Origin of the sequence: Micromonospora sp. MP36, assembly GCF_008119785.1 — a bacterium.
In the GTDB taxonomy this organism is placed as follows: domain Bacteria; phylum Actinomycetota; class Actinomycetes; order Mycobacteriales; family Micromonosporaceae; genus Micromonospora.
Map to the genome: position 1 here is coordinate 1 of NZ_VSFA01000126.1, position 17,339 is coordinate 17,339.

Consider the following 17,339-nt stretch of genomic DNA (forward strand, 5'->3'; position numbering starts at 1 on the left):
TGTCGTGCTCGAAGGCATCGACCGCAGGCGCCGGCTCTTCACCGTGTGCAGGCACGCGGTTACGGGGTTAGGGTGAACGCGTGACGGTCGACCTCTTCGCGGGGCTCCCGGTGAGCGACTACCAGCGCGCGCTCACCTGGTACGAGCGGCTGCTGGGCTCCGAACCCGCGTTCCTCCCGAACGCGACGGAGGCGGTGTGGGAGCTTGCCGAGCACCGATACCTCTACATCGAGGAGCTGCCCGAGCGCGCCGGCCATGCACTGCACACCGTGTTCGTCGACGACCTCGATCAGCGGGTCGAGAGCATCGCCGCCCGAGGGATCAAACCCGCCTCGCGCGAGACGTACGGGAACGGTGTGCGCAAGGTGATCTACCGCGACCCCGACGGTAACGAGATCGGCTTCGGCGGCGCCCCGGTCGAGTGACCGGCGCGTCCTGACCGCGGCCATGAGCGGCGAGGACGTCCGCGCGGAGCACGGCTGGCGCATATTGTGCAGCGGCGGAGCGCGTTGCGGTGCTCACACAGAGGCGCAAGCGGACACGGGCCTCCCGCTGAGCGTGGAGGCCGGCCTCACCTACGGCGCCGACCTGCCCGGCTATGGGACCGACCGCAGCGGCTGCTGCGGCGCTGGTAGCGTGTGTTTGCATTCCAGCCAGCCCGCCGTGGCGGAGTGTTTAGGAGCAACGCGTGGCAGTGATCCTCCCCGAGGTTTCCCGCACCCTCAACGAGTACCTGCTCGTGCCGAACCTCACCACCGAGGACTGCACCCCGGACAACGTCGACCTGTCCACTCCCATCGTGCGGCACCCGGTCGGCGGGTCCTCGCCGCTGCGCATCGCCGTACCGCTTGTCAGCGCGATCATGCAAGCGGTCTCCTCGCCCCGCCTCGCCATCGCGCTCGCGCAAACCGGCGGGCTGAGCTTCATCCACCAGAACCAGACTGTCGAGGCGCAGGCTGAGTCCGTCAGCGCGGTCAAACGCCACAAGGCGGGCTTCCGGCACTCCGACATCAACACGAAGCCATCCGCGACGCTCGGCGAGGTCAGCCGCCTGCTCAAGGCCGCCGAACGGGACGTCGCGGTCGTCACCGACGACGGCACCGCGAGTGGCCTGTTCATCGGCCTGATCTCCACCGCCGACTTCCATCCCCAGCGTCACGACCTCAACGACACGGTCGAGTCCCGGATGCGCCCGGCCAACGGTCTGGTCACCGCGCCACCGACGATCTCGCTGTCCGACGCGAACACCCTCATCTGGGACCACCGCCTCGACCTGCTGCCGATCGTCACCGCCGACGGTCACCTCGCCTCGATTGTGCTGCGTCGCGACTACGAGCTGCACAAACAGTTCCGCAACGAGTCCATCGACGACGATAAGCGGTTCCGGGTCGGCGCCGGGATCAACACTCGCGACTACCGCGACCGGATCCCCGCCCTCGTCGAGGCTGGCGCGGACGTGCTGTGCATCGACTCCTCCGACGGCTACTCGGTCTGGCAGCAGAAGACGTTGCAGTACGCCGTTGGTGAGTTCAACGGCACTGTCCCGGTCGGCGCAGGGAACGTCGTCGACGGCCGCGGATTCCGGTACCTCGCCGATGCCGGTGCCGCGTTCGTCAAGGTGGGTATCGGCGGCGGGTCGATCTGCATCACCCGCGACCAGAAAGGCATCGGCCGGGGGCAGGCTTCCGCACTGATTGACGTGGTTGCCGAACGCGACCGGTACGCAGACGAAACCGGCATCTACGTGCCGATCTGCTGCGACGGCGGTCTCCTCGCCGACTACCACATGGCGATCGCCCTCGCCCTCGGCGCCGACTTCATCATGCTCGGGCGCTACTTCGCGCGATTCGACGAAAGCCCCTCCAACCTCGTCAATCTCGACGGGCAGATGTTCAAGGAATACTGGGGTGAAGGGTCCCAACGGGCCCGGAACGTCGCCCGGTACGACCAGGGCGAGACCGAGCTGCCGTTCGAGGAAGGCGTTGACGGCTACGTGCCGTATGCCGGCAGCCTCTACCCCAACATTGCCCGTACGGTCGCGAAACTGCGCGCCACCATGGTCAGCTGCGGTGCCATCACGCTGCCGGACTTTCACCGCGACGCGATGCTTGTTCAGGTGTCGCAGCAGAGCTACGAACAGAATGGCGCCGAAGTCCGGTTGCGCAGCGGCTCAGGCGGCAGCGGGCAGTAGAAGGCCGCTTCGTCATCCGCACGGGCAGCCTGGGCACTGCATCCGCGTTCCCAGCACGGCACACCGCGCTTCATCGCCGCCTCGGCGACGCATTAGCGCTCGGTCCATTGCCCGGGGTGCCGCCCGGCTCAGTCGTCGGCGTCCCTGCGTGACGGCTTGGCACGCACACACGCATGCGTTCACCTCGGCGGTCGGGCGACGCATTCACATCGGCACGTCCGCGCGCCACCCGTCAGCCGGCTGCGCTCCCCGAGCGCGGTCTGCGGCAGGTCAGGGCGCCGCGGTGAGAGGTTTGGCCATGAATGCGGGGATTGTCCTGAGCCGCTGCAAACGCGCTGGGCGTTCCTGGCTGTCGACCGGCCGGTACGCTCGCCGCTGTGACTGACGCGCCAACAATCGGCAACGGTGACGAGGCTCCCAGCACAACGCTGGTAGAACGTGTGCTGGCTGAGGCTGCTGAAGTTCTGATCATCGAGGCGTCCGTTGACGAGCTCGACCGGCCCGACGCGGCTCGGATTGTGGTGTCGGGCAACGAGGTTGCAGAGCTGACTCGCCTGCTGGCTGTCGTTGACGGCGGCACCGGAGATCACTGTCGGTGCATGGGATGGCCGACAATCCTCGTGTCGGATGCCGCCGGCCGCGAGATCGCCCGCTGGGCACTGCACCATCAGACCGCTATTAGCGGCCTCGGAAATTGCGATGCGGAGCTCCGTGATGGCCCTGGCCTGACCGCCTGGCTGGCTGACCGAGGGCTGACCGGATCGCGCGAGGTCCAGCAGTTGTTGGCCCGTCAAGCGGCTGAGGAAGGGGCGCGCCGCGTCCAGTGGGTGAAGGCAGCGCCGCCAGCTCTTGCCGAGGCCGCCGAGGCGGCGTCGCGCCGAGAAAGCGGCGCGGAGGAAAGGCTTGCCGACCTGGTAGCCCGGCGATACCCCGATGCCATCGAGCGCATCCGAACGCTGGTGGCGTGGGCTGGCTTTCCGCCTCGCCACACGACCACGATGGGTGGCACCCCGTGGTACGAGCTGGCACCCGAGCGCATGCTGGTGGCCGAGCCAACCGAGTCGATCTTCAACGCGTTGACGTCGGCATCGTTGACTCCGAGCCAACTCGATGGGGCCGCAGAGCTGTTTACGTCCCTTGAGTGGATTGGTTCGCAGCGCGCCGACATTCCCGAGTCGCTGAGGTCTGTGCTGATCGCGCACGTGACGGCGACCGGGACCGATCCGATGAAGTTCCGGATGCGCCATGGATACGGCGCGGAGCGAACGGAGTGACGCCGGTCGGCGCGCCGCAGGGGCTATGCCCTGACCGATGCGCCCGGCGCCGCACACTCAATTCGGCTACTTGTTGAGTGTCACGTCGGCATCGACCGTTGCCCGCCGCAACCCACCACGGTCAACGCAGCGATGCGTCCGCCCGTACTCTGCTTCCGTGCTCCTCACCTCAACTGCGGCCCGCCCTCGCCGGCATCTGCACGCAGAGCCAGCACCCCTCAGGGTGATCGCCGGATTCCTGGCCACGCTGCTGCTCGCCGGCTGCGGGCTCGTCGCTCGCCCCCGCCCCGCCGCCACACTGCGGTTTGAGTTCGCGGCCACCACCGGGGACGGGTACATGAACCAACTGCTCACCATCTACAACGACAGCACCCAAATGCTTGCCCCGACACTGGAGTTCACGGCGCTCGACGCCACCCGAAGCCCGCTACCGACAGTAAAGGTCACCACGGTCTACGGCAGCGACCTGGGCAAGCTGGTCGTCCCACCGGGCGGTGGCGTCGACGTGCTGATCTTCACAGGCGAGGGAGCCCAATTGGCCGAGGATGTGGTCGTGTCCGTGCGCGCCACGGAGACGGTCAAGGCCCCAGCCGTCCATGTCGAGCCCGTTGTCACCCCCGTGGACGAATCCGGCCATGTGCTCGACCGCAACAGCCGGTTCACGGCCGTGTCGCTGTGCAATGACGACAGCGAACAAATGAGCGTCCGGCTGGTCTACATCATCTGGGCCTATCCCGAGGGAGACCAGCGCCAGCAGGCCGATCAGGTCGTACCGGTCGGCGACCTGATAGTCGTACCGCCCAAGCAGACCACTCTGGTGCCGGTGGCCGGCGAGGCGCGGACCGCCATGGCGGGCGCTGCAGGGCGCTTCCCGACAAGCATCAAGGCGTACCTCTCCAGGTAGCCAGCAAGCCGCTTCGACGGCCTCGGATCGACCGAAGAAACTCGGCTACGTCAGTACGTCGGCGCCTATTGTGGCGTTCTCGGTCTCGCGCCACTCGTACTCGGGACTGACAGCCTTGCAGTCTGGGCCGCGTACGCCACACACTCGCATCGGCACCCCCGCGCGTCGAGCGTTCGGCACGTCCATCACTCACGTGTCGATCCGCGGTAGAGGTGCGTGCCGCGGCAGCAGACCCAGCAGTAGAGGGAGTTCCTGCTCCGCACCGCGTCAGCCGCCAGTGCCGCCACCTCTCCGATGAGCTCACGGGCAAGCTCGTCGTCGATGGCTTCACCCTCCTCGGCCCGCAGCACGCTCCACCGCTCTGCCAGTCCGCCAAGCGCCTCGGCGTCAGCATCAGCCAACGCCTCTGTGAGATCGCGAGAGACGAGCAGGACCAGAGGGCTATCGCTGCCGGCGACTACGTCCGGGCCTCCCGCAGCGGTGGGTTGTTCAAGCTCCCGGTCCGTCAGAAGGCTCTCCCACTCCTCGAGCGTCGACCAGACGTCGAAGTTGCCGTAAGTCGCCGACTCGAAATCCTCACCTGGCCCGCTCCCGACAACACCGCTCGCGATCGTGTTGTCGCGCGCAGCGAAGAACTTGATGATCGAACTCACGTCGTCATTATCGAGGCTTGCCATCGGGGCACCCTTGGCAGCCGTGGCGGGGTGATCAACCGGCGCGCACGACCTGCGGCTAGATGTGTGCACGTGCGGTCTCCGTCGGCGACGCCTTCAAGCAGGGTGTCGTGGGCGCGTTGCCGCAACGACGAAGGTCCCGCCCTCGTGTCGTTGCGCTGGAACCGAAGGCGGGGCCGTACCTGGCGTCAGGGCTTGATGAGGACCTTGAGGCTCTTGCGGTCGTCCATGTCCTGGTAGCCGGCGGGCACACCGTCGAGGTCGGTGGTGGCGTCGAAGACCTTGCCGGGCTCGATCGTGCCGTCGAGGATGTCGGGCATCAGTTCCTCGATGTATGCGCGCACGGGTGCGGGGCCGCCGGCGAGGATGATGTTGTGGCGGAAGAGGCTGGCGTAGCCGATGGGGGCGTTCTCGTACTGGGGGACGCCGACGCGGCTGATCACACCGCCGGGGCGGACGACGCCGATGGCCTGTTCGTAGGCGGGCATGTGGCCGACGGCTTCGAGCACGGCGTGGGTGCCGTGGCCGCCGGTCAGTTCGCGGACCTTGGCAATGCCCTCGTCACCGCGTTCCGTGACCACGTCGGTGGCGCCGAACTCGACGCCCAGGTCGGTGCGGGCCTGGTGGCGGCCCATGAGGATGATCTGCTCGGCGCCGAGGCGCTTGGCCGACAGCACGGCCAGGAGCCCGACGGCGCCGTCGCCGATGACGGTGACGGTGCTGCCCTTGCGTACGCCGCCCTTGACGGCGGCGTGGTAGCCGGTGCCGAGGACGTCGGCGAGGGTGAGCAGGGACGGGATGAGCGCGGAGTCTGCGGCGACGGGCAGTTTGACGAGGGTGCCGTCGGCGAGGGGGATGCGGATCGCTTCGGCCTGCCCGCCTTCCTCGGGGATGCCGTCCAAGAAGTTTGCCTGGGGGTGGGAGCAGGAGGTCTGCAGGTTCTCGCGGCAGAACTGGCAGGTGTTGTCGGAGATGGCGAACGGGGCGACGACCAGGTCTCCGCGCTTGAGGGTGGTCACCTCGGAGCCGGTGTCCTCGACGATGCCGATCAGTTCGTGGCCCATCCGTGCCGGGCCGGCCTCGCGGGACATCGAGTGGTACGGGTGCAGGTCGCTGCCGCAGATGCAGGACGCGGTGATCCGGACCAGCGCGTCGGTGGGCAGCTTGATCATGGTGTCCGGGACGTTCTCGACGCGGACGTCGCCGGCACCGTGCATGAGGATTGCGCGCATCATCTTCCTTCGACTTCTTATGGGGATTGTCAGATGGCGACGCCGGCCCGGGCCAGCGCGTTGGTCGTCGTGGCGTCGCCCGGTTCGGGCGTACGCGCGGCGCGGCGGCGCGCGATGAGCGCCAACGCCACCGCGGGGACCACCGCCAGGACGACGATGACCAGGCCGACCGCGGCGGGGCCGGCGGCTCCGAGCGTGGAAGCCAGCGCCAGACCGGCGATCCAGGAGCCGACGGCGGTACCGGCGTTGAACGCCGACACGGTCAGCGCGGATCCGAGCGTGGGAGCCCTGCCGGCGAAACGCACGGCGAGGGCGATCAGTACCGGGTTCGCGCCCAGCCCGAAGAACCCGAGCAGCACGACGACACCGGCGGTCAGCCACGGCATATTCGATGCCAGGCAGATCATCCCAAGCAGGATCGCGGTGGCGACGGGCGCCACAAGCGTGACCACGTGCGGGTGAGCGTCGCCGTGACGGCCGGCGACCAGGGAGCCCACCAGGGCACCGACGCCGAACCCGACCAGCGCCAGCGGCACCAGTCGTGTCGGCACACCGGCCTGGTCGGTGAGCAGCGGCGCGATGTACGAGTAGGCGGCCAGGACGCCACCGGTGGTCGCCGCGCAGCCGGTCAGTGCCAGCCACAACCGGCTGGATCGCAGCCCGGCCAGTTCGGCGCGCACCGATACCGACCGTGTGTGTCCCTCCTCGTGAGGAACGTGACGGGCAATCAGAGCGGTAGCAGCCAGCGCCAGCACCGCGAGGGCCCAGAACGTGCCCCGCCACCCGATGAGCTGCCCTGCGAACGCGCCGAGCGGAACACCCAGCGCCGTGGCGAGCATGCCTCCGGCGTTCACCAGGCCCATGGCCCGCGCTCCACGCGCCGGCCCCGCGACGCGGGTCGCGACCACCGCGGCCAGCGCCCAGAACGCGCCGGTGGCGAACGCGGTGATCAACCGCGCCAGCAGCAGCACCGCAAAGCTGTCACCAACTGCCACGACGATGTGGCCCACCGCGAAGACCGCCAGCACGAGGATCAGGGCCACGCGCTGCGGCAGCCGCAGCGTGAGCATCGCCATCAGCGGCGCACCGACGATCATCCCGATCGCGAAGACCGTGATCAGCAGACCGGCATGGGCGACAGTGACCTGCAGGTCACCGGCGATATTGGGCAACACACCCGCCACGATGAACTCGGTCGTGCCCATCAGGAACGTCCCCAGCGCGAGAACGTAGATCAACAAGGGCAGCGCGGCGGAACGGGCCGCGCTTGCGCCGGCCCGGGAACCGCCGTTCAGGGGAGTTGTTTCGCCCTGCATACATGAACTCCTGTGCAGCTTCGGAAGCGTCTTCGCATCCATTTGAGCGCCGCACCCGGGCATGAAAAAGGTGGCGTTTATAGGGGGTACAACCTCTCCCCCCTCAAACAGGCTTGGCCCGGCTTACCGTGGGAACATGCCCGACTCGGCCGATAATCGCACCACTATTCGTGACTTCCTGATCAGCCGCCGCGCCAAGATCAGCCCCGAGCAGGCAGGGCTGCCTGCCGGTAGCCGGCGCCGGGTGCCCGGCCTGCGCCGGGAAGAGGTCGCCGTCCTCGCCGGCGTCAGCACCGAGTGGTACACAAGACTGGAGAAAGGCCACATCAGCGGAATCTCCGAAGACGTCCTCGACGCCGTGGCCCGAGCCCTGCACCTCGACGAGGAAGAACGCACCTACCTGTTCGACCTCGCCCACGCCGCCCGGCCGAAAGCCCGCCGAAATCCCCGACGCACTGAGGCAAAGGTCGAACCCCACCTGCAGTGGCTGATCGATTCCATCACGATGTCGGCAGCATTCCTGCGCAACGGACGCCTCGACGTGGTCGCCAGCAACGCGCTCGCCCGCGCACTGCACGAACCCATGTTCACCAGCGACACCACCACGGCCAACGGCAGAGCGAACTTCGCCCGCTACCACTTCCTCGATCCGGCATCACAAGACTTCTTCGCAGACTGGGAAGCCGGCGCCGCCGCGACCGTCGCCCTACTGCGCGCCGAGGCCGGTCGACACCCCGACGACCGGCTGCTGCGTGAACTCGTCGGCGAGCTCTGCACCCTCAGCACCGAATTCCGGGCGATGTGGGCATCACACGACATCCGCATCCGGCACGAAGGAGTCAAACGTCTGCAGCACCCCGTCGTCGGCGCACTCGAACTGACCTACCAGCCCCTCGTACTGCCGGCACCGTCGCGCGCCGTCCACGAGCTGACCGTGTACACCGCCGAGCCTGGAACCATCCACGAAGAGCGGTTGAAAATCCTCGCCACCTGGTCCGCGACCGCCATCGCAGAAGCCGCCCACCGGTCTGACTGACGACATAAAGCACCGGCTACAAGAACCCGGAGAAAGCTGCATCCGCTGGCGACCGCGGCACTCCGCATGATCAGGTGCACGCTCATCGACACGTCCGCGCGTCGCCACCCGTCAGCCGGCTGCGCTCCACGACGCGCGGCATGCGGCAAGTGAGGACGCCTAATCATGCATGTCGGACGGGGCTTCCGGAGGTTGGTCCGCGATGGCGCAGCTGACGGTGACGGTCCAGGTCGTCGGCAACCTGCTGGTGTTCGCGGCGCTGGGGTTCTTCGCCCCGCTGCGGTTCGCGGCGTTTGCGTCGGTACCGCGGATTCTGGCGCTCGCGGCGGGCTGCTCGGTCCTGGTCGAGGCCGCACAGTACGTCCTGCGGCTGGACCGGACGTCCTCTGTGGACGACTCACTGCTCAACGGTGAAGAGGTCCTCGCCGCTGATCACGAGGCACCCGAACATGTCTTCGAGAACAGCTCGTTGGTGTTTCGCCAGCGGATTTACGAAGACCGCAACCCCGACCTCCGCGACCCGGCACGCTTGCGCGATTTCGCGTGCTTTGCCGGGGCTGATCAGCGTACGCCGCGAGAACGACTCGGTCATCCTGGCCGCGCCGCCGTGTGAGACACCCCGCCGTTGGACGTGCCGGCCCACTACCCGCCCACCATGTGCCTTCACCAAAGCCGACAGCAGATCGAGCTTCGCGCCGAACCCCTTATCCTTCGCAGAGAACAGGCCAACGAGCACCACGTCGGCGCCCGCCAGTATGGAGACCGGTGGCCAAGTCGGATCCCGCCGCACGGGAGCATGGTGCCAGACGCCTCACCGGCATCCGCCCGTGCTCACGCGAGGAGGCGCTGGAGTGGGCTGCCAAGTTCGCTGTCGCCTGCCGCTGCGCGCAGGAGGTCCGGGAAATCATGTTCGACCCGCTCGTCTGATCGAAGGAGACCCGCCCCGGCCACAGCAAGGTTTGCCCTGGGCGGCTCCAAGCATCACAGGCCGCTCGTCGGCATGTTCGAGCGTCGGCCGCGCCGGTTCGCCGTATCGCTTCAGTAGCGCGCGGATCGCGGATGCGCGGACGTCCCGAGTCAGCGCCCTCGTCTGCCACCATGGGCTCGTGAACGAGCAGATCACGCCGATCCGTCGCACCAACAACGCTGAAGCTGCCGTGGCCTGGTATGCGAGGCCGGGCTGGCTCATACCAAAAGCGGTCGGTGCGCTGCCGACCAAGTGGCTCGCCCACCCCCCCCGCACCGCTAACGTGACCATCCCTACCGTTCTCGGCGAGGAAGTTGCGTCGTGAACGCCGACGCGATCAGACTTCGCCGCGGACAGCACCGGCAAGGAGCGGACGTACTGATCGCGAGCCACGCCGCCTACCCGGCATTCCGCCACGTCTTCCCTGACCCTCGGCGCCGCTTGCAGGCACTGCGTCCCTTCTTCGAAGCCACCGTGCGCGACGCGATCCCATTCGGCTCCGTGTACGCCAGTATCGATGCCGGCGCAACGGCCGCCGTCGCGGTCTGGCTGCCTCCGGGCGCTTTCCCCTGGACCGGCACCCGGCAGGCGCGGGCCGTGCCGGCACTCATCCAGGCCATGATCGCCGCGCCCCGGTCATTCCCCGCCTTCATGCGCCTTGGGTCCAACGCCGCACGCGCACACCCCACCGAGCCGCACTGGTACCTCGTCGTGCTCGGAGTACGTCCGAGCCACCAGGGCCACGGCCACGGATCCCGGCTCGTCGCCGCGGGACTTCGACATGCCGACCGCGCCGGCACCGCCTGCTACCTGGAGACCTCCGACCCGGACAACGTGGCGTTCTATGAGCGGTTCGGCTTCACCGTCGTCGACGACGCGTTGCCCCTCGTGCCCGGCGGCCCGACCCACATCGCAATGCGCCGCCCACCGGTCAGGTAGCGACCGGCACGTCATGGTTCGAGCGCTCCGCAGCGTCCGCCCTGGCGCCTGGTGAGCGGGGCCCACCACCCGTACGAGCCGGTACTTCCATGCCAAAATCCGGCATGACGATTCGCCGTGCCGTGCCCGATATCACCACCGCCGACCCGGTCGCGAGCAGCAGCTTCTACCAGCTTCTGGGCTTCCGCGAAGAGATGAACCTAGGCTGGGTGGTCAACTTGGTCTCACCGTCCAACCCCACCGCCCAGGTCATCCTCATCACCGAAGATGCAGCGGCCTCCGTAAACCCGGACCTCAGCGTGGAGGTCGATGACGTCGACGCCGCCTACGAGGCGGTACGCGCGACGGGCGCAGAGATCGTGCACCCGATTACCGACGAGCAGTGGGGCGTCCGGCGCTTCTTCGTCCGCGACCCAGACGGCAAGGTGGTCAACGTCGTCAGCCACCGCTGACCGGCAGAAGGGCCAACGGCCTACCGTCCCGACAAGCCTCCTCGCGTCTGTCGAGCTGGTGACTCGTGCGGAGCCTGACGTCTCCGCCGGTCAACGAGCGCCCTAGAAGCGGCAGATCAGGAAGTCTGCGGCGGTCGGCGGTGACGGCAAGGCCCAAAGTCGGGCCGGCACCTGCACTGCTGGCATGATCGTGGCCATGTGGTTGGAGACGCGGTGACGGCTACGTCAATTCCTGGAGTGGCGCCGGCACACGGTTCGCTGGCGATCTATCCCGGTACGTTCGATCCGTTCACCCCGGGGCACCGCGACCTTGTGGCCCGCGCCCGGGTGATGTTCGACCAGGTCATCGTGTTGCTGGCGGTGAACGCCGACAAGCGACCAACCGCCGAGGCCACTGTCAGGGCCGCACGCGTGCGCGACGCCATGCCGGCAGCCTGGGGCAATGTCGAGGTGGACACCTGGACCGGCCTGACCGCCGCCTACTGCGTGCGCCGCGGCGCCACGGTCATCGTCCGCGGCGTACGTAGGGCCGCGGACCTTCGCCAGGAGTACCAGCTCGCTGCGATGAACGAGCAACTCGGCATTCAGACCGTCTGGCTGCCGTCCCGTCCGGAGCTGGCCGCCACTTCGTCCACGGTCGCACGCGAATACCGCTCGGCACGGGGGGAAAGACCACTGCGCCCTCAATCCAAAAATGCTCGTGACGCACCGTGACGCCCGGGCGGCGGCAAAATGAGTTCACCGAGGCTGGAGCAGCCCACGTTTGGCCATATACGCTCGCAACGTCTCGGCGTCCTCGGCGGACATCAAGCGGCGTGGGATCACGGTGGCCGGCATCCGGCCGACGTACACGATCCAGAATTCAGGGGTGTCCTTAACCTGGGCGACCCCGTCCCAGGCGATGCCACCGGACTCTGAGCCGCTGCGCATAATGATGTTGTCGTCGGTGATGTCGTAGGTGCCCTCGACAGCGTAGCGACTGGAGCGGCGCCGGGCGCGCAACCGCACCAACGGCGCGTACAGCATCGACAGCAGGCCACCCACGACCATCGCCATGCACAGCGGCGAGATCTGGTCGCCCCAGGCGAACCCCCGCGAGACGGCGAAACCGATCGCCCCGACCGCCGCCAGCACCGCGCCGATATAGCCGTACTTGCGCAGCCGAACACTGCTGAGCGCAGCGGCCACGCGGCCGGGGTAGGCGGGATCGGCTGGGACGTCAAAACGGATGTGCACGCCAGAACGATAGTGCCCCCACCCGCCTCCGGGCAGCGCCTGGCTCGCGCCCCGCTGGCCGGATCGTCGGGGGCCGCCCGTTGTCAGCGGCATGACCGTGTGCCACGCGGGCAGCGGCACTACAACTAGCGCGACGCGATATGGGGTTCTGCTCATGGTTTTCCCGCGATGGCCGGCACCAGCTACAGGTACTACTTGTCACTTTGCGATGTTGTCGGCCGGTTCCGTGGACGGGTGGAGCAGCGGCTACAGGGCGGCTTCCAGCGAGAGGTCGCTGCCGCGCCAGGTGGCCGCCAACTCCTGCAGCGGCAGGTTGAGCGCCTCACCGAGGCAGATGATCGTGCCGAATCCGGGAGAGGGTAGCCGTCCGGTCTCGATCTTGCGCAGGGTTTCCGGCGAGATGCCAGCCGCGTGCGCGACTTCCGCTAGGTCGCGTCCCGCTCGCGCATGGCGCAGCAGGGCGCCGAGGCGCTTGCCGGCTTCGATCTGCTCAGGTGTGAGCGGTTGGCGGACCATGCTCCCAGGATATGACTGGTATTACTATACCGGCAAGTGCTAGCGTGCCGGTATAACTATACCGACACCTTGTGACGCGAGGTATTCGTGATTGAACTGAAGACGCCTGCGGAGATCCAACGCATGCACGTGGCCGGGCGTTTCGTCGCCGAGGTGCTCTCCGAGGTCGGCCTGCTCGCCGAGGTGGGCGTCAACCTCTTGGACTTGGAGCACCACGTGCGCGGCATGATCAAGCGGTGCGGGGCGGAGTCGTGCTACTGGGACTATGCGCCGTCCTTCGGGCGCGGCCCGTTCCGCAACGTCATCTGCCTGTCGGTCAACGACGCGGTCCTGCACGGCCTACCCCACGACTACACGCTGCGTGACGGCGACGTACTCAGCGCGGACCTCGCGGTCCGCGTCAACGGCTGGGTGGCCGACTCCGCGCGCACGATCGTCGTCGGAACCGCCGTCGAAGAGGACCTGCGGATCATCCGCGCCACCGAGGAAGCGTTGGAGGCGGCGATCGAGGTGGCGCGTCCGGGCAACCGCCTTGGTGACATCTCGGCGGCCATCTGGGCGGTAGCCAACGACTACGGCTATCCGGTCAACACCGAGTTCGGTGGCCACGGCATCGGCCGCACCATGCACGAGGATCCCCATGTTTCGAACAAGGGCCGGGCAGGGCGCGGCCTCACGCTCCGGCCGGGCCTGACCCTCGCGCTCGAACCCTGGTTCGCCCGCACGACCGACCGGATCGTCTATGACGCCGACGGCTGGACCATCCGGTCGGCCGACGGCTCACGCACGGCCCACTCCGAGCACACGATCGCCATCACCGAGGACGCCCCCTTGGTGCTCACCCGGCGTGAACAGGAGGACCCCGTAACGAGGGGTGATTCCGCCAGTCGTCTATCCACAAAGGACGCCTAGCACGCCAACGGTGCATTGTGTAGTTGATGTGTCAGCTGCGAGTGCCGTCTCGCTCGGCGGTTCCGCTCGTCGGTGCCGTGAGCAGACTGTAGGCCATTGGCGGCCGGTCAGGTTGGTGTGGATTGGAGGGCGTCGGCGACCGGGCGGCGGGTGGCGGCCAGGGCGGGGATGGCGCTGAGTGCGGCGACGGTGAGCAGGACCGCGAGTACCAGGGCCAGCATCCAGGAGGCGGGTGCGTACTGCGGGTCGCCCGTACTGGCGACCAGATACAGCCCGATGCCGGCCGGGACCCCGAGGGCGACGCCGGGTATCGCGGGAAGAAGCTGCGCCACCGCCATGCCCGCGGTTATTTGTCCGGGTGTGGCGCCGAGCGTGCGGGCGACGGCCAGCGGGTGGCGGGCGTCGAGGACCGCGGTCCAGGTGCTCACGATGGCGTTGATGAGCGCGAGGACGCACAGCACGACGATGACGAGGAACATGGCCTGGAGGGTCCGCGCGCTCTGGGGGTTGGCCAGCTCCGATTCGCCGAGCTTGACCCGCGGGTCCTGCGCCAGGCCCATGAGCAGGGCGGCGACCCCGGTCGTGGTGATCAGGGTGTTCACCATGACGAGGCGGGCGCGGCGGGGGCGGCGGGCGTTGATGCGTATCCCGATCAGCAGGGCGGCGGGCATTCGGCGGGACAGCCAGACGCGCCACCCGCGGCGTCGGGGTGGCGTGGCGGCGTCGGCCAGCGCGTGGACGGTGTCGGTGGTGGCGGCGCGTAGCACGGGTGCCAGCGTCGCCACGGCGGCGATCGCGAGGGCGAGGGCGGTGGCGGCGAGCACGGTGCGCAGCGCGGGTGGATGGGTGCCGGTGGAGCCGAGGAGCCCGGCGCCGGGGTTGGTGAGTGCGGGTGCGGCGAGCCAGCCGGCGGCCAGGCCGGTGCCGGCGGCAGCGAGCCCGATGACGAGGTATTCGGCGAGGTGGACGGCCGCGATCATGGCCGGTCCGGCGCCGACGGCCTTGAGTAGTCCTACCCGGCGGCGTTGGTCGACGACGCGGCCGGCGACGATGTTGGCGACGCTGGCCACCGCGAGGACGGTGAGCAACCAGCTGCCGACCAGTAGCGCCAGGCGCGCCTGTTTGACGAGCTTGCCGTCCGCGTCGGCGATCTCCATCCAACTGGTGTATTCGATCCCGCCCACGCTCTTGTGGGTAAACGAGGTGCTGGCGTGCGGGTCGGCGTATTTCAAGTTCAGCGTGTACGACAGCGGCCGCGTGCCGGCCAGCGCACTGATCTGGCTACGGTCGACCCATACCAGGCCGGCGAACTCGGTCAGAGGGCTGCCCTCATCAGCGCGCCAGTCGGCGCGCGGGTAGACGGCCCTGGCGGCGGTGACCGCGGTCCCGACCACCCGCAGCGGGTGGCCGTTGATGTCGACGGTGTCGCCGATGTGCACGCCGAGGGCGTTGGCGAAGGTGGGCTCGACGACCACCCCGCCGGGGCGTACCCAGGTGCCGGCGGTCACCGCGGGCCGGTCGAGCGCCGCCGGGGAGTTGTCCCGGCCCGCGACGACCGCGGGCACGGTCCTGCCGCATGCGGTCAGCATCAGATAGGCGATCGGGTACGGTCCGCTGTGTGCGGTGACACCGGGCGCGGTGGCCAGCGGCGCGAGGGCGGCCAGGGCCTCCGGGCCCGTCGCTCCCGGCATCGCCACCACGTCGGGGCCCGCGGTGGCGGCCCGGGTCCGCTCGTACGGTTGGGCGAGAGCATTGTTCAGGGCGAGGCCGAGAGTCAGCGTCGCGGTCGCGGCGCTGATCGCGAGCAGCAGCAGTACGGTCTCGGTGCGCCGCCGGCGCAGGTCCCGCACCATCAGCCGGCACACCAGCAACAGACGTCCGGCCACCTCAGCGCCACCCGCCATAGACCGTGCCCGCGCCGGCGGCGGTTTCGGCGAGTTGGCTGTCGTCGGCGAACGACCCGTCCCGCATGGAGATCACCCGGTCGGCGACCGCGGCGATGCGCGCGTCGTGGGTAACCACCACCAGCGTCTGCCCCGCCGTACGCAGCTCCTCGAACAACCGCAGCACCTCCAGGGTGGCGGCGCTGTCCAGGTTCCCGGTGGGCTCGTCGGCCAACACGACCAGCGGCTCGTTGCTCAACGCGCGGGCGATGGCGACCCGCTGACGCTGGCCGCCGGACAGCGCCGACGGCAGGTGCTTGGCGCGGTCGGCGAGCCCGACCCGGTCCAGCAGGTGCATGGCCCGCTTGCGGGCCCGGCGGGGAGACCACCCGGCCAGCAACGCGGCCAGCTCGACGTTCTCCACCGCGGTCAGCTCGTCCATGAGGTGAAAGGACTGGAAGACGAAGCCGATGTGGTGGCGCCGCAGCCGGGCCAGGTCGCGTTCGCTCATCCCGTCGATCCGGTGCTCGGCCAGCCAGATCTCGCCGTCGGTCGGGCGTTGCAGCCCGCCGAGCAGGTGCAGCAGGGTGGACTTGCCGCAGCCGCTGGGACCCATGATCGCCAGCGTCTGCCCGGCGGGCACGTCCAGGTCGACCTCGTCGACCGCGCGGACCAGTGCGCTTTCTCGGCCGTACCACCTGGTCACCCCGCGCGCCCTGAGCAGCGCCGACCCGGTCATGCGGCACCACCGGGCATGTCCTCGCGGCCCTCGCTCCGCTCGGTCATCGGCTCCCCTTCCGTTCAGTCCGGTCGCGTTCGGTCCACATCCGTTCGCACGCTTCCAGCCAGTCCAGGTCGGCCCGTAGCCGCAGCACGACCCCTTCCAACAACAACCCGACGACCGGATCCACCGACCGCTCCATCGCAGCCCGCTGGGTATCCCGCAGCCGGCGTAGCAGCTCGCGCCGCTGCGCATCGATCAGGGCCACCGGATCGGCCAGCCGGGCGGCAGCGGCCGCCACCAGCTTGAGATGGAACTCGCTGAGGTCCGGCTTCGGCCAAGTCACCTCGGCCAGCCACGCGGCGACCCGCTGCTGCCCCGCCGAAGTCAACGCGTACACCCGCCGGTCCGGCCGGTCCGGCAGTCCCTCGGCCCGCTGCGAGGTCACCAGCCCCGCCTTGGCCAGCCGGGACAGCGTCACGTAGATCTGCCCGGCGTTCATCGCCTCGCCGAGCGGGCCGAGCGCGCCACGCATCCGGCTACGCAGCTCGTAGCCGTACGCCGGTTCCTTCGCCAGCATGGCCAGCACCACGTCCTGCACCCAGCACACCCTCCGTAGATCGACAATAGATAACCGCTATCCATGACGCTGTCAAATCGGGAGGGGCGTGCCGCAACAGACCCTTGTAGGTTCTCAATCCTGATGGCGGATTCTCATGATCTTGCCGGGCCGCACTGGCGGATCCGCCATGATCATGAGAGTCAATGGGCGTGGCGTGGCGCTCGACCTGACCGCCAAGAATGGCGCAAGCCCGCACGGGCCCCGCTCAGGGGCGATGCCTAGGGCGTGCCGGGCAGTCGAACCGTGACGAGAAGACCGCCGTTGGGGCTGGGCACGAGGTCGAGGGCCCCGTCGTGGGCGCGGACGATGCTGTGCACGATGGCCAGGCCGAGGCCGACGCCGGGGTGTTCCTCGGTGCGTACACGTTCCGTTCCGCGCTGGAAAGGTTCGGTGAGGGTCGGTACCAGTTCCGGTGGGAGCCGGCGACCCGTGTTCTCGACCCGCAGCACGCTCGTGTCGCCGTC

The 17,339-nt window shown here is 68.6% G+C and carries 21 protein-coding genes and 1 pseudogene; 12 read left to right on the forward strand and 10 right to left on the reverse strand.

Going from position 1 to position 17,339, the window contains the following annotated elements; all coding sequences use genetic code 11:
- Positions 1-80: 80 nt before the first annotated feature.
- The 4 genes from FXF52_RS36290 to FXF52_RS36305 all read left to right on the forward strand — a co-directional run bounded on the left by FXF52_RS36290 (position 81) and on the right by FXF52_RS36305 (position 4,369).
- A complete protein-coding gene (locus FXF52_RS36290) occupies positions 81-425 on the forward strand; it encodes a VOC family protein (RefSeq protein ID WP_148804200.1) in 345 nt (114 codons plus the stop codon).
- Between the two features lie 269 nt (positions 426-694).
- Positions 695-2,191, forward strand: coding sequence for an IMP dehydrogenase (locus FXF52_RS36295; RefSeq protein ID WP_222870873.1), 1,497 nt, complete (start codon positions 695-697; stop codon positions 2,189-2,191).
- Between the two features lie 377 nt (positions 2,192-2,568).
- Positions 2,569-3,465, forward strand: a complete 897-nt coding sequence (locus tag FXF52_RS36300) for a hypothetical protein (RefSeq protein WP_148804202.1) — start codon at positions 2,569-2,571, stop codon at positions 3,463-3,465.
- 223 nt (positions 3,466-3,688) lie between these two features.
- Entirely contained in the window at positions 3,689-4,369 is a 681-nt protein-coding gene (locus FXF52_RS36305) for a hypothetical protein (protein ID WP_148804203.1), read from the forward strand.
- Between the two features lie 185 nt (positions 4,370-4,554).
- Here FXF52_RS36305 and FXF52_RS36310 read toward each other — a convergent pair whose 3' ends face one another.
- The 3 genes from FXF52_RS36310 to FXF52_RS36320 form a co-directional block, all read right to left on the reverse strand.
- A complete protein-coding gene (locus FXF52_RS36310; protein ID WP_148804204.1) occupies positions 4,555-5,046 on the reverse strand; it encodes a hypothetical protein in 492 nt (163 codons plus the stop codon).
- A 185-nt stretch (positions 5,047-5,231) separates the two neighbouring features.
- Positions 5,232-6,275 carry a zinc-dependent alcohol dehydrogenase family protein gene (locus tag FXF52_RS36315; protein WP_148804216.1) on the reverse strand — a complete coding sequence of 348 codons (1,044 nt, stop codon included), beginning with the start codon at positions 6,273-6,275 and terminating at the stop codon, positions 5,232-5,234.
- A gap of 29 nt (positions 6,276-6,304) precedes the next feature.
- Positions 6,305-7,633: an MFS transporter gene (locus FXF52_RS36320; RefSeq protein WP_222870870.1), complete on the reverse strand. Its 1,329-nt coding sequence runs from the start codon at positions 7,631-7,633 to the stop codon at positions 6,305-6,307.
- Between the two features lie 94 nt (positions 7,634-7,727).
- Between FXF52_RS36320 and FXF52_RS36325 the strand changes: the two genes are divergently transcribed.
- The gene (locus FXF52_RS36325; RefSeq protein WP_148804205.1) at positions 7,728-8,627 is read left to right on the forward strand and encodes a helix-turn-helix domain-containing protein; all 900 of its coding nucleotides are present in this window, start codon (positions 7,728-7,730) and stop codon (positions 8,625-8,627) included.
- Positions 8,628-8,829: 202 nt separating this feature from the next.
- Positions 8,830-9,024, forward strand: a pseudogene (locus FXF52_RS44285) (VanZ family protein); the annotation flags it as partial.
- Here the strand turns inward: FXF52_RS44285 and FXF52_RS44290 are convergent.
- Positions 9,025-9,417, reverse strand: a complete 393-nt coding sequence (locus FXF52_RS44290) for a hypothetical protein (protein ID WP_222870871.1) — start codon at positions 9,415-9,417, stop codon at positions 9,025-9,027. It abuts the pseudogene before it with no gap.
- Here FXF52_RS44290 and FXF52_RS42125 point away from each other — a divergent pair.
- The 5 genes from FXF52_RS42125 (at position 9,393) to coaD (ending at position 11,699) form a co-directional block, all read left to right on the forward strand.
- Positions 9,393-9,554, forward strand: a complete 162-nt coding sequence (locus tag FXF52_RS42125; RefSeq protein WP_187413923.1) for a hypothetical protein — start codon at positions 9,393-9,395, stop codon at positions 9,552-9,554. The two genes, FXF52_RS44290 and FXF52_RS42125, sit on opposite strands and share 25 nt — an antisense overlap.
- Positions 9,555-9,733: 179 nt before the next feature.
- On the forward strand, positions 9,734-9,919 hold the full coding sequence (locus FXF52_RS36340; protein ID WP_148804206.1) for a hypothetical protein: 186 nt from the start codon (positions 9,734-9,736) through the stop codon (positions 9,917-9,919).
- On the forward strand, positions 9,916-10,533 hold the full coding sequence (locus FXF52_RS42675) for a GNAT family N-acetyltransferase (RefSeq protein WP_222870872.1): 618 nt from the start codon (positions 9,916-9,918) through the stop codon (positions 10,531-10,533). Before FXF52_RS36340 ends, FXF52_RS42675 begins: the two co-directional genes overlap by 4 nt.
- A gap of 104 nt (positions 10,534-10,637) precedes the next feature.
- Positions 10,638-10,985, forward strand: a complete 348-nt coding sequence (locus tag FXF52_RS36350) for a VOC family protein (RefSeq protein ID WP_148804207.1) — start codon at positions 10,638-10,640, stop codon at positions 10,983-10,985.
- Between the two features lie 237 nt (positions 10,986-11,222).
- On the forward strand, positions 11,223-11,699 hold the full coding sequence (coaD, locus tag FXF52_RS36355; protein ID WP_148804208.1) for a pantetheine-phosphate adenylyltransferase: 477 nt from the start codon (positions 11,223-11,225) through the stop codon (positions 11,697-11,699).
- A gap of 24 nt (positions 11,700-11,723) precedes the next feature.
- Here the strand turns inward: coaD and FXF52_RS36360 are convergent, their stop codons facing one another.
- Positions 11,724-12,221 carry a YcxB family protein gene (locus FXF52_RS36360; protein ID WP_148804209.1) on the reverse strand — a complete coding sequence of 166 codons (498 nt, stop codon included), beginning with the start codon at positions 12,219-12,221 and terminating at the stop codon, positions 11,724-11,726.
- A gap of 246 nt (positions 12,222-12,467) precedes the next feature.
- A complete protein-coding gene (locus FXF52_RS36365) occupies positions 12,468-12,737 on the reverse strand; it encodes a helix-turn-helix domain-containing protein (RefSeq protein ID WP_148804210.1) in 270 nt (89 codons plus the stop codon).
- An 87-nt stretch (positions 12,738-12,824) separates the two neighbouring features.
- Between FXF52_RS36365 and map the strand changes: the two genes are divergently transcribed.
- On the forward strand, positions 12,825-13,649 hold the full coding sequence (gene map, locus FXF52_RS36370; protein WP_148804211.1) for a type I methionyl aminopeptidase: 825 nt from the start codon (positions 12,825-12,827) through the stop codon (positions 13,647-13,649).
- A gap of 107 nt (positions 13,650-13,756) precedes the next feature.
- Here the strand turns inward: map and FXF52_RS36375 are convergent, their stop codons facing one another.
- From FXF52_RS36375 to FXF52_RS36390, 4 genes are all read right to left on the reverse strand, one after another.
- Positions 13,757-15,535 carry an FtsX-like permease family protein gene (locus FXF52_RS36375; RefSeq protein WP_148804212.1) on the reverse strand — a complete coding sequence of 593 codons (1,779 nt, stop codon included), beginning with the start codon at positions 15,533-15,535 and terminating at the stop codon, positions 13,757-13,759.
- Position 15,536: 1 nt separating this feature from the next.
- Complete coding sequence (locus tag FXF52_RS36380) at positions 15,537-16,271, reverse strand: ABC transporter ATP-binding protein (protein WP_148804213.1); 735 nt, start codon at positions 16,269-16,271, stop codon at positions 15,537-15,539.
- A 43-nt stretch (positions 16,272-16,314) separates the two neighbouring features.
- Positions 16,315-16,854 carry a PadR family transcriptional regulator gene (locus FXF52_RS36385; RefSeq protein ID WP_148804214.1) on the reverse strand — a complete coding sequence of 180 codons (540 nt, stop codon included), beginning with the start codon at positions 16,852-16,854 and terminating at the stop codon, positions 16,315-16,317.
- Between the two features lie 239 nt (positions 16,855-17,093).
- A partial coding sequence (locus tag FXF52_RS36390) for a sensor histidine kinase KdpD (protein ID WP_148804215.1) occupies positions 17,094-17,339 on the reverse strand: 246 nt, incomplete at its 5' end.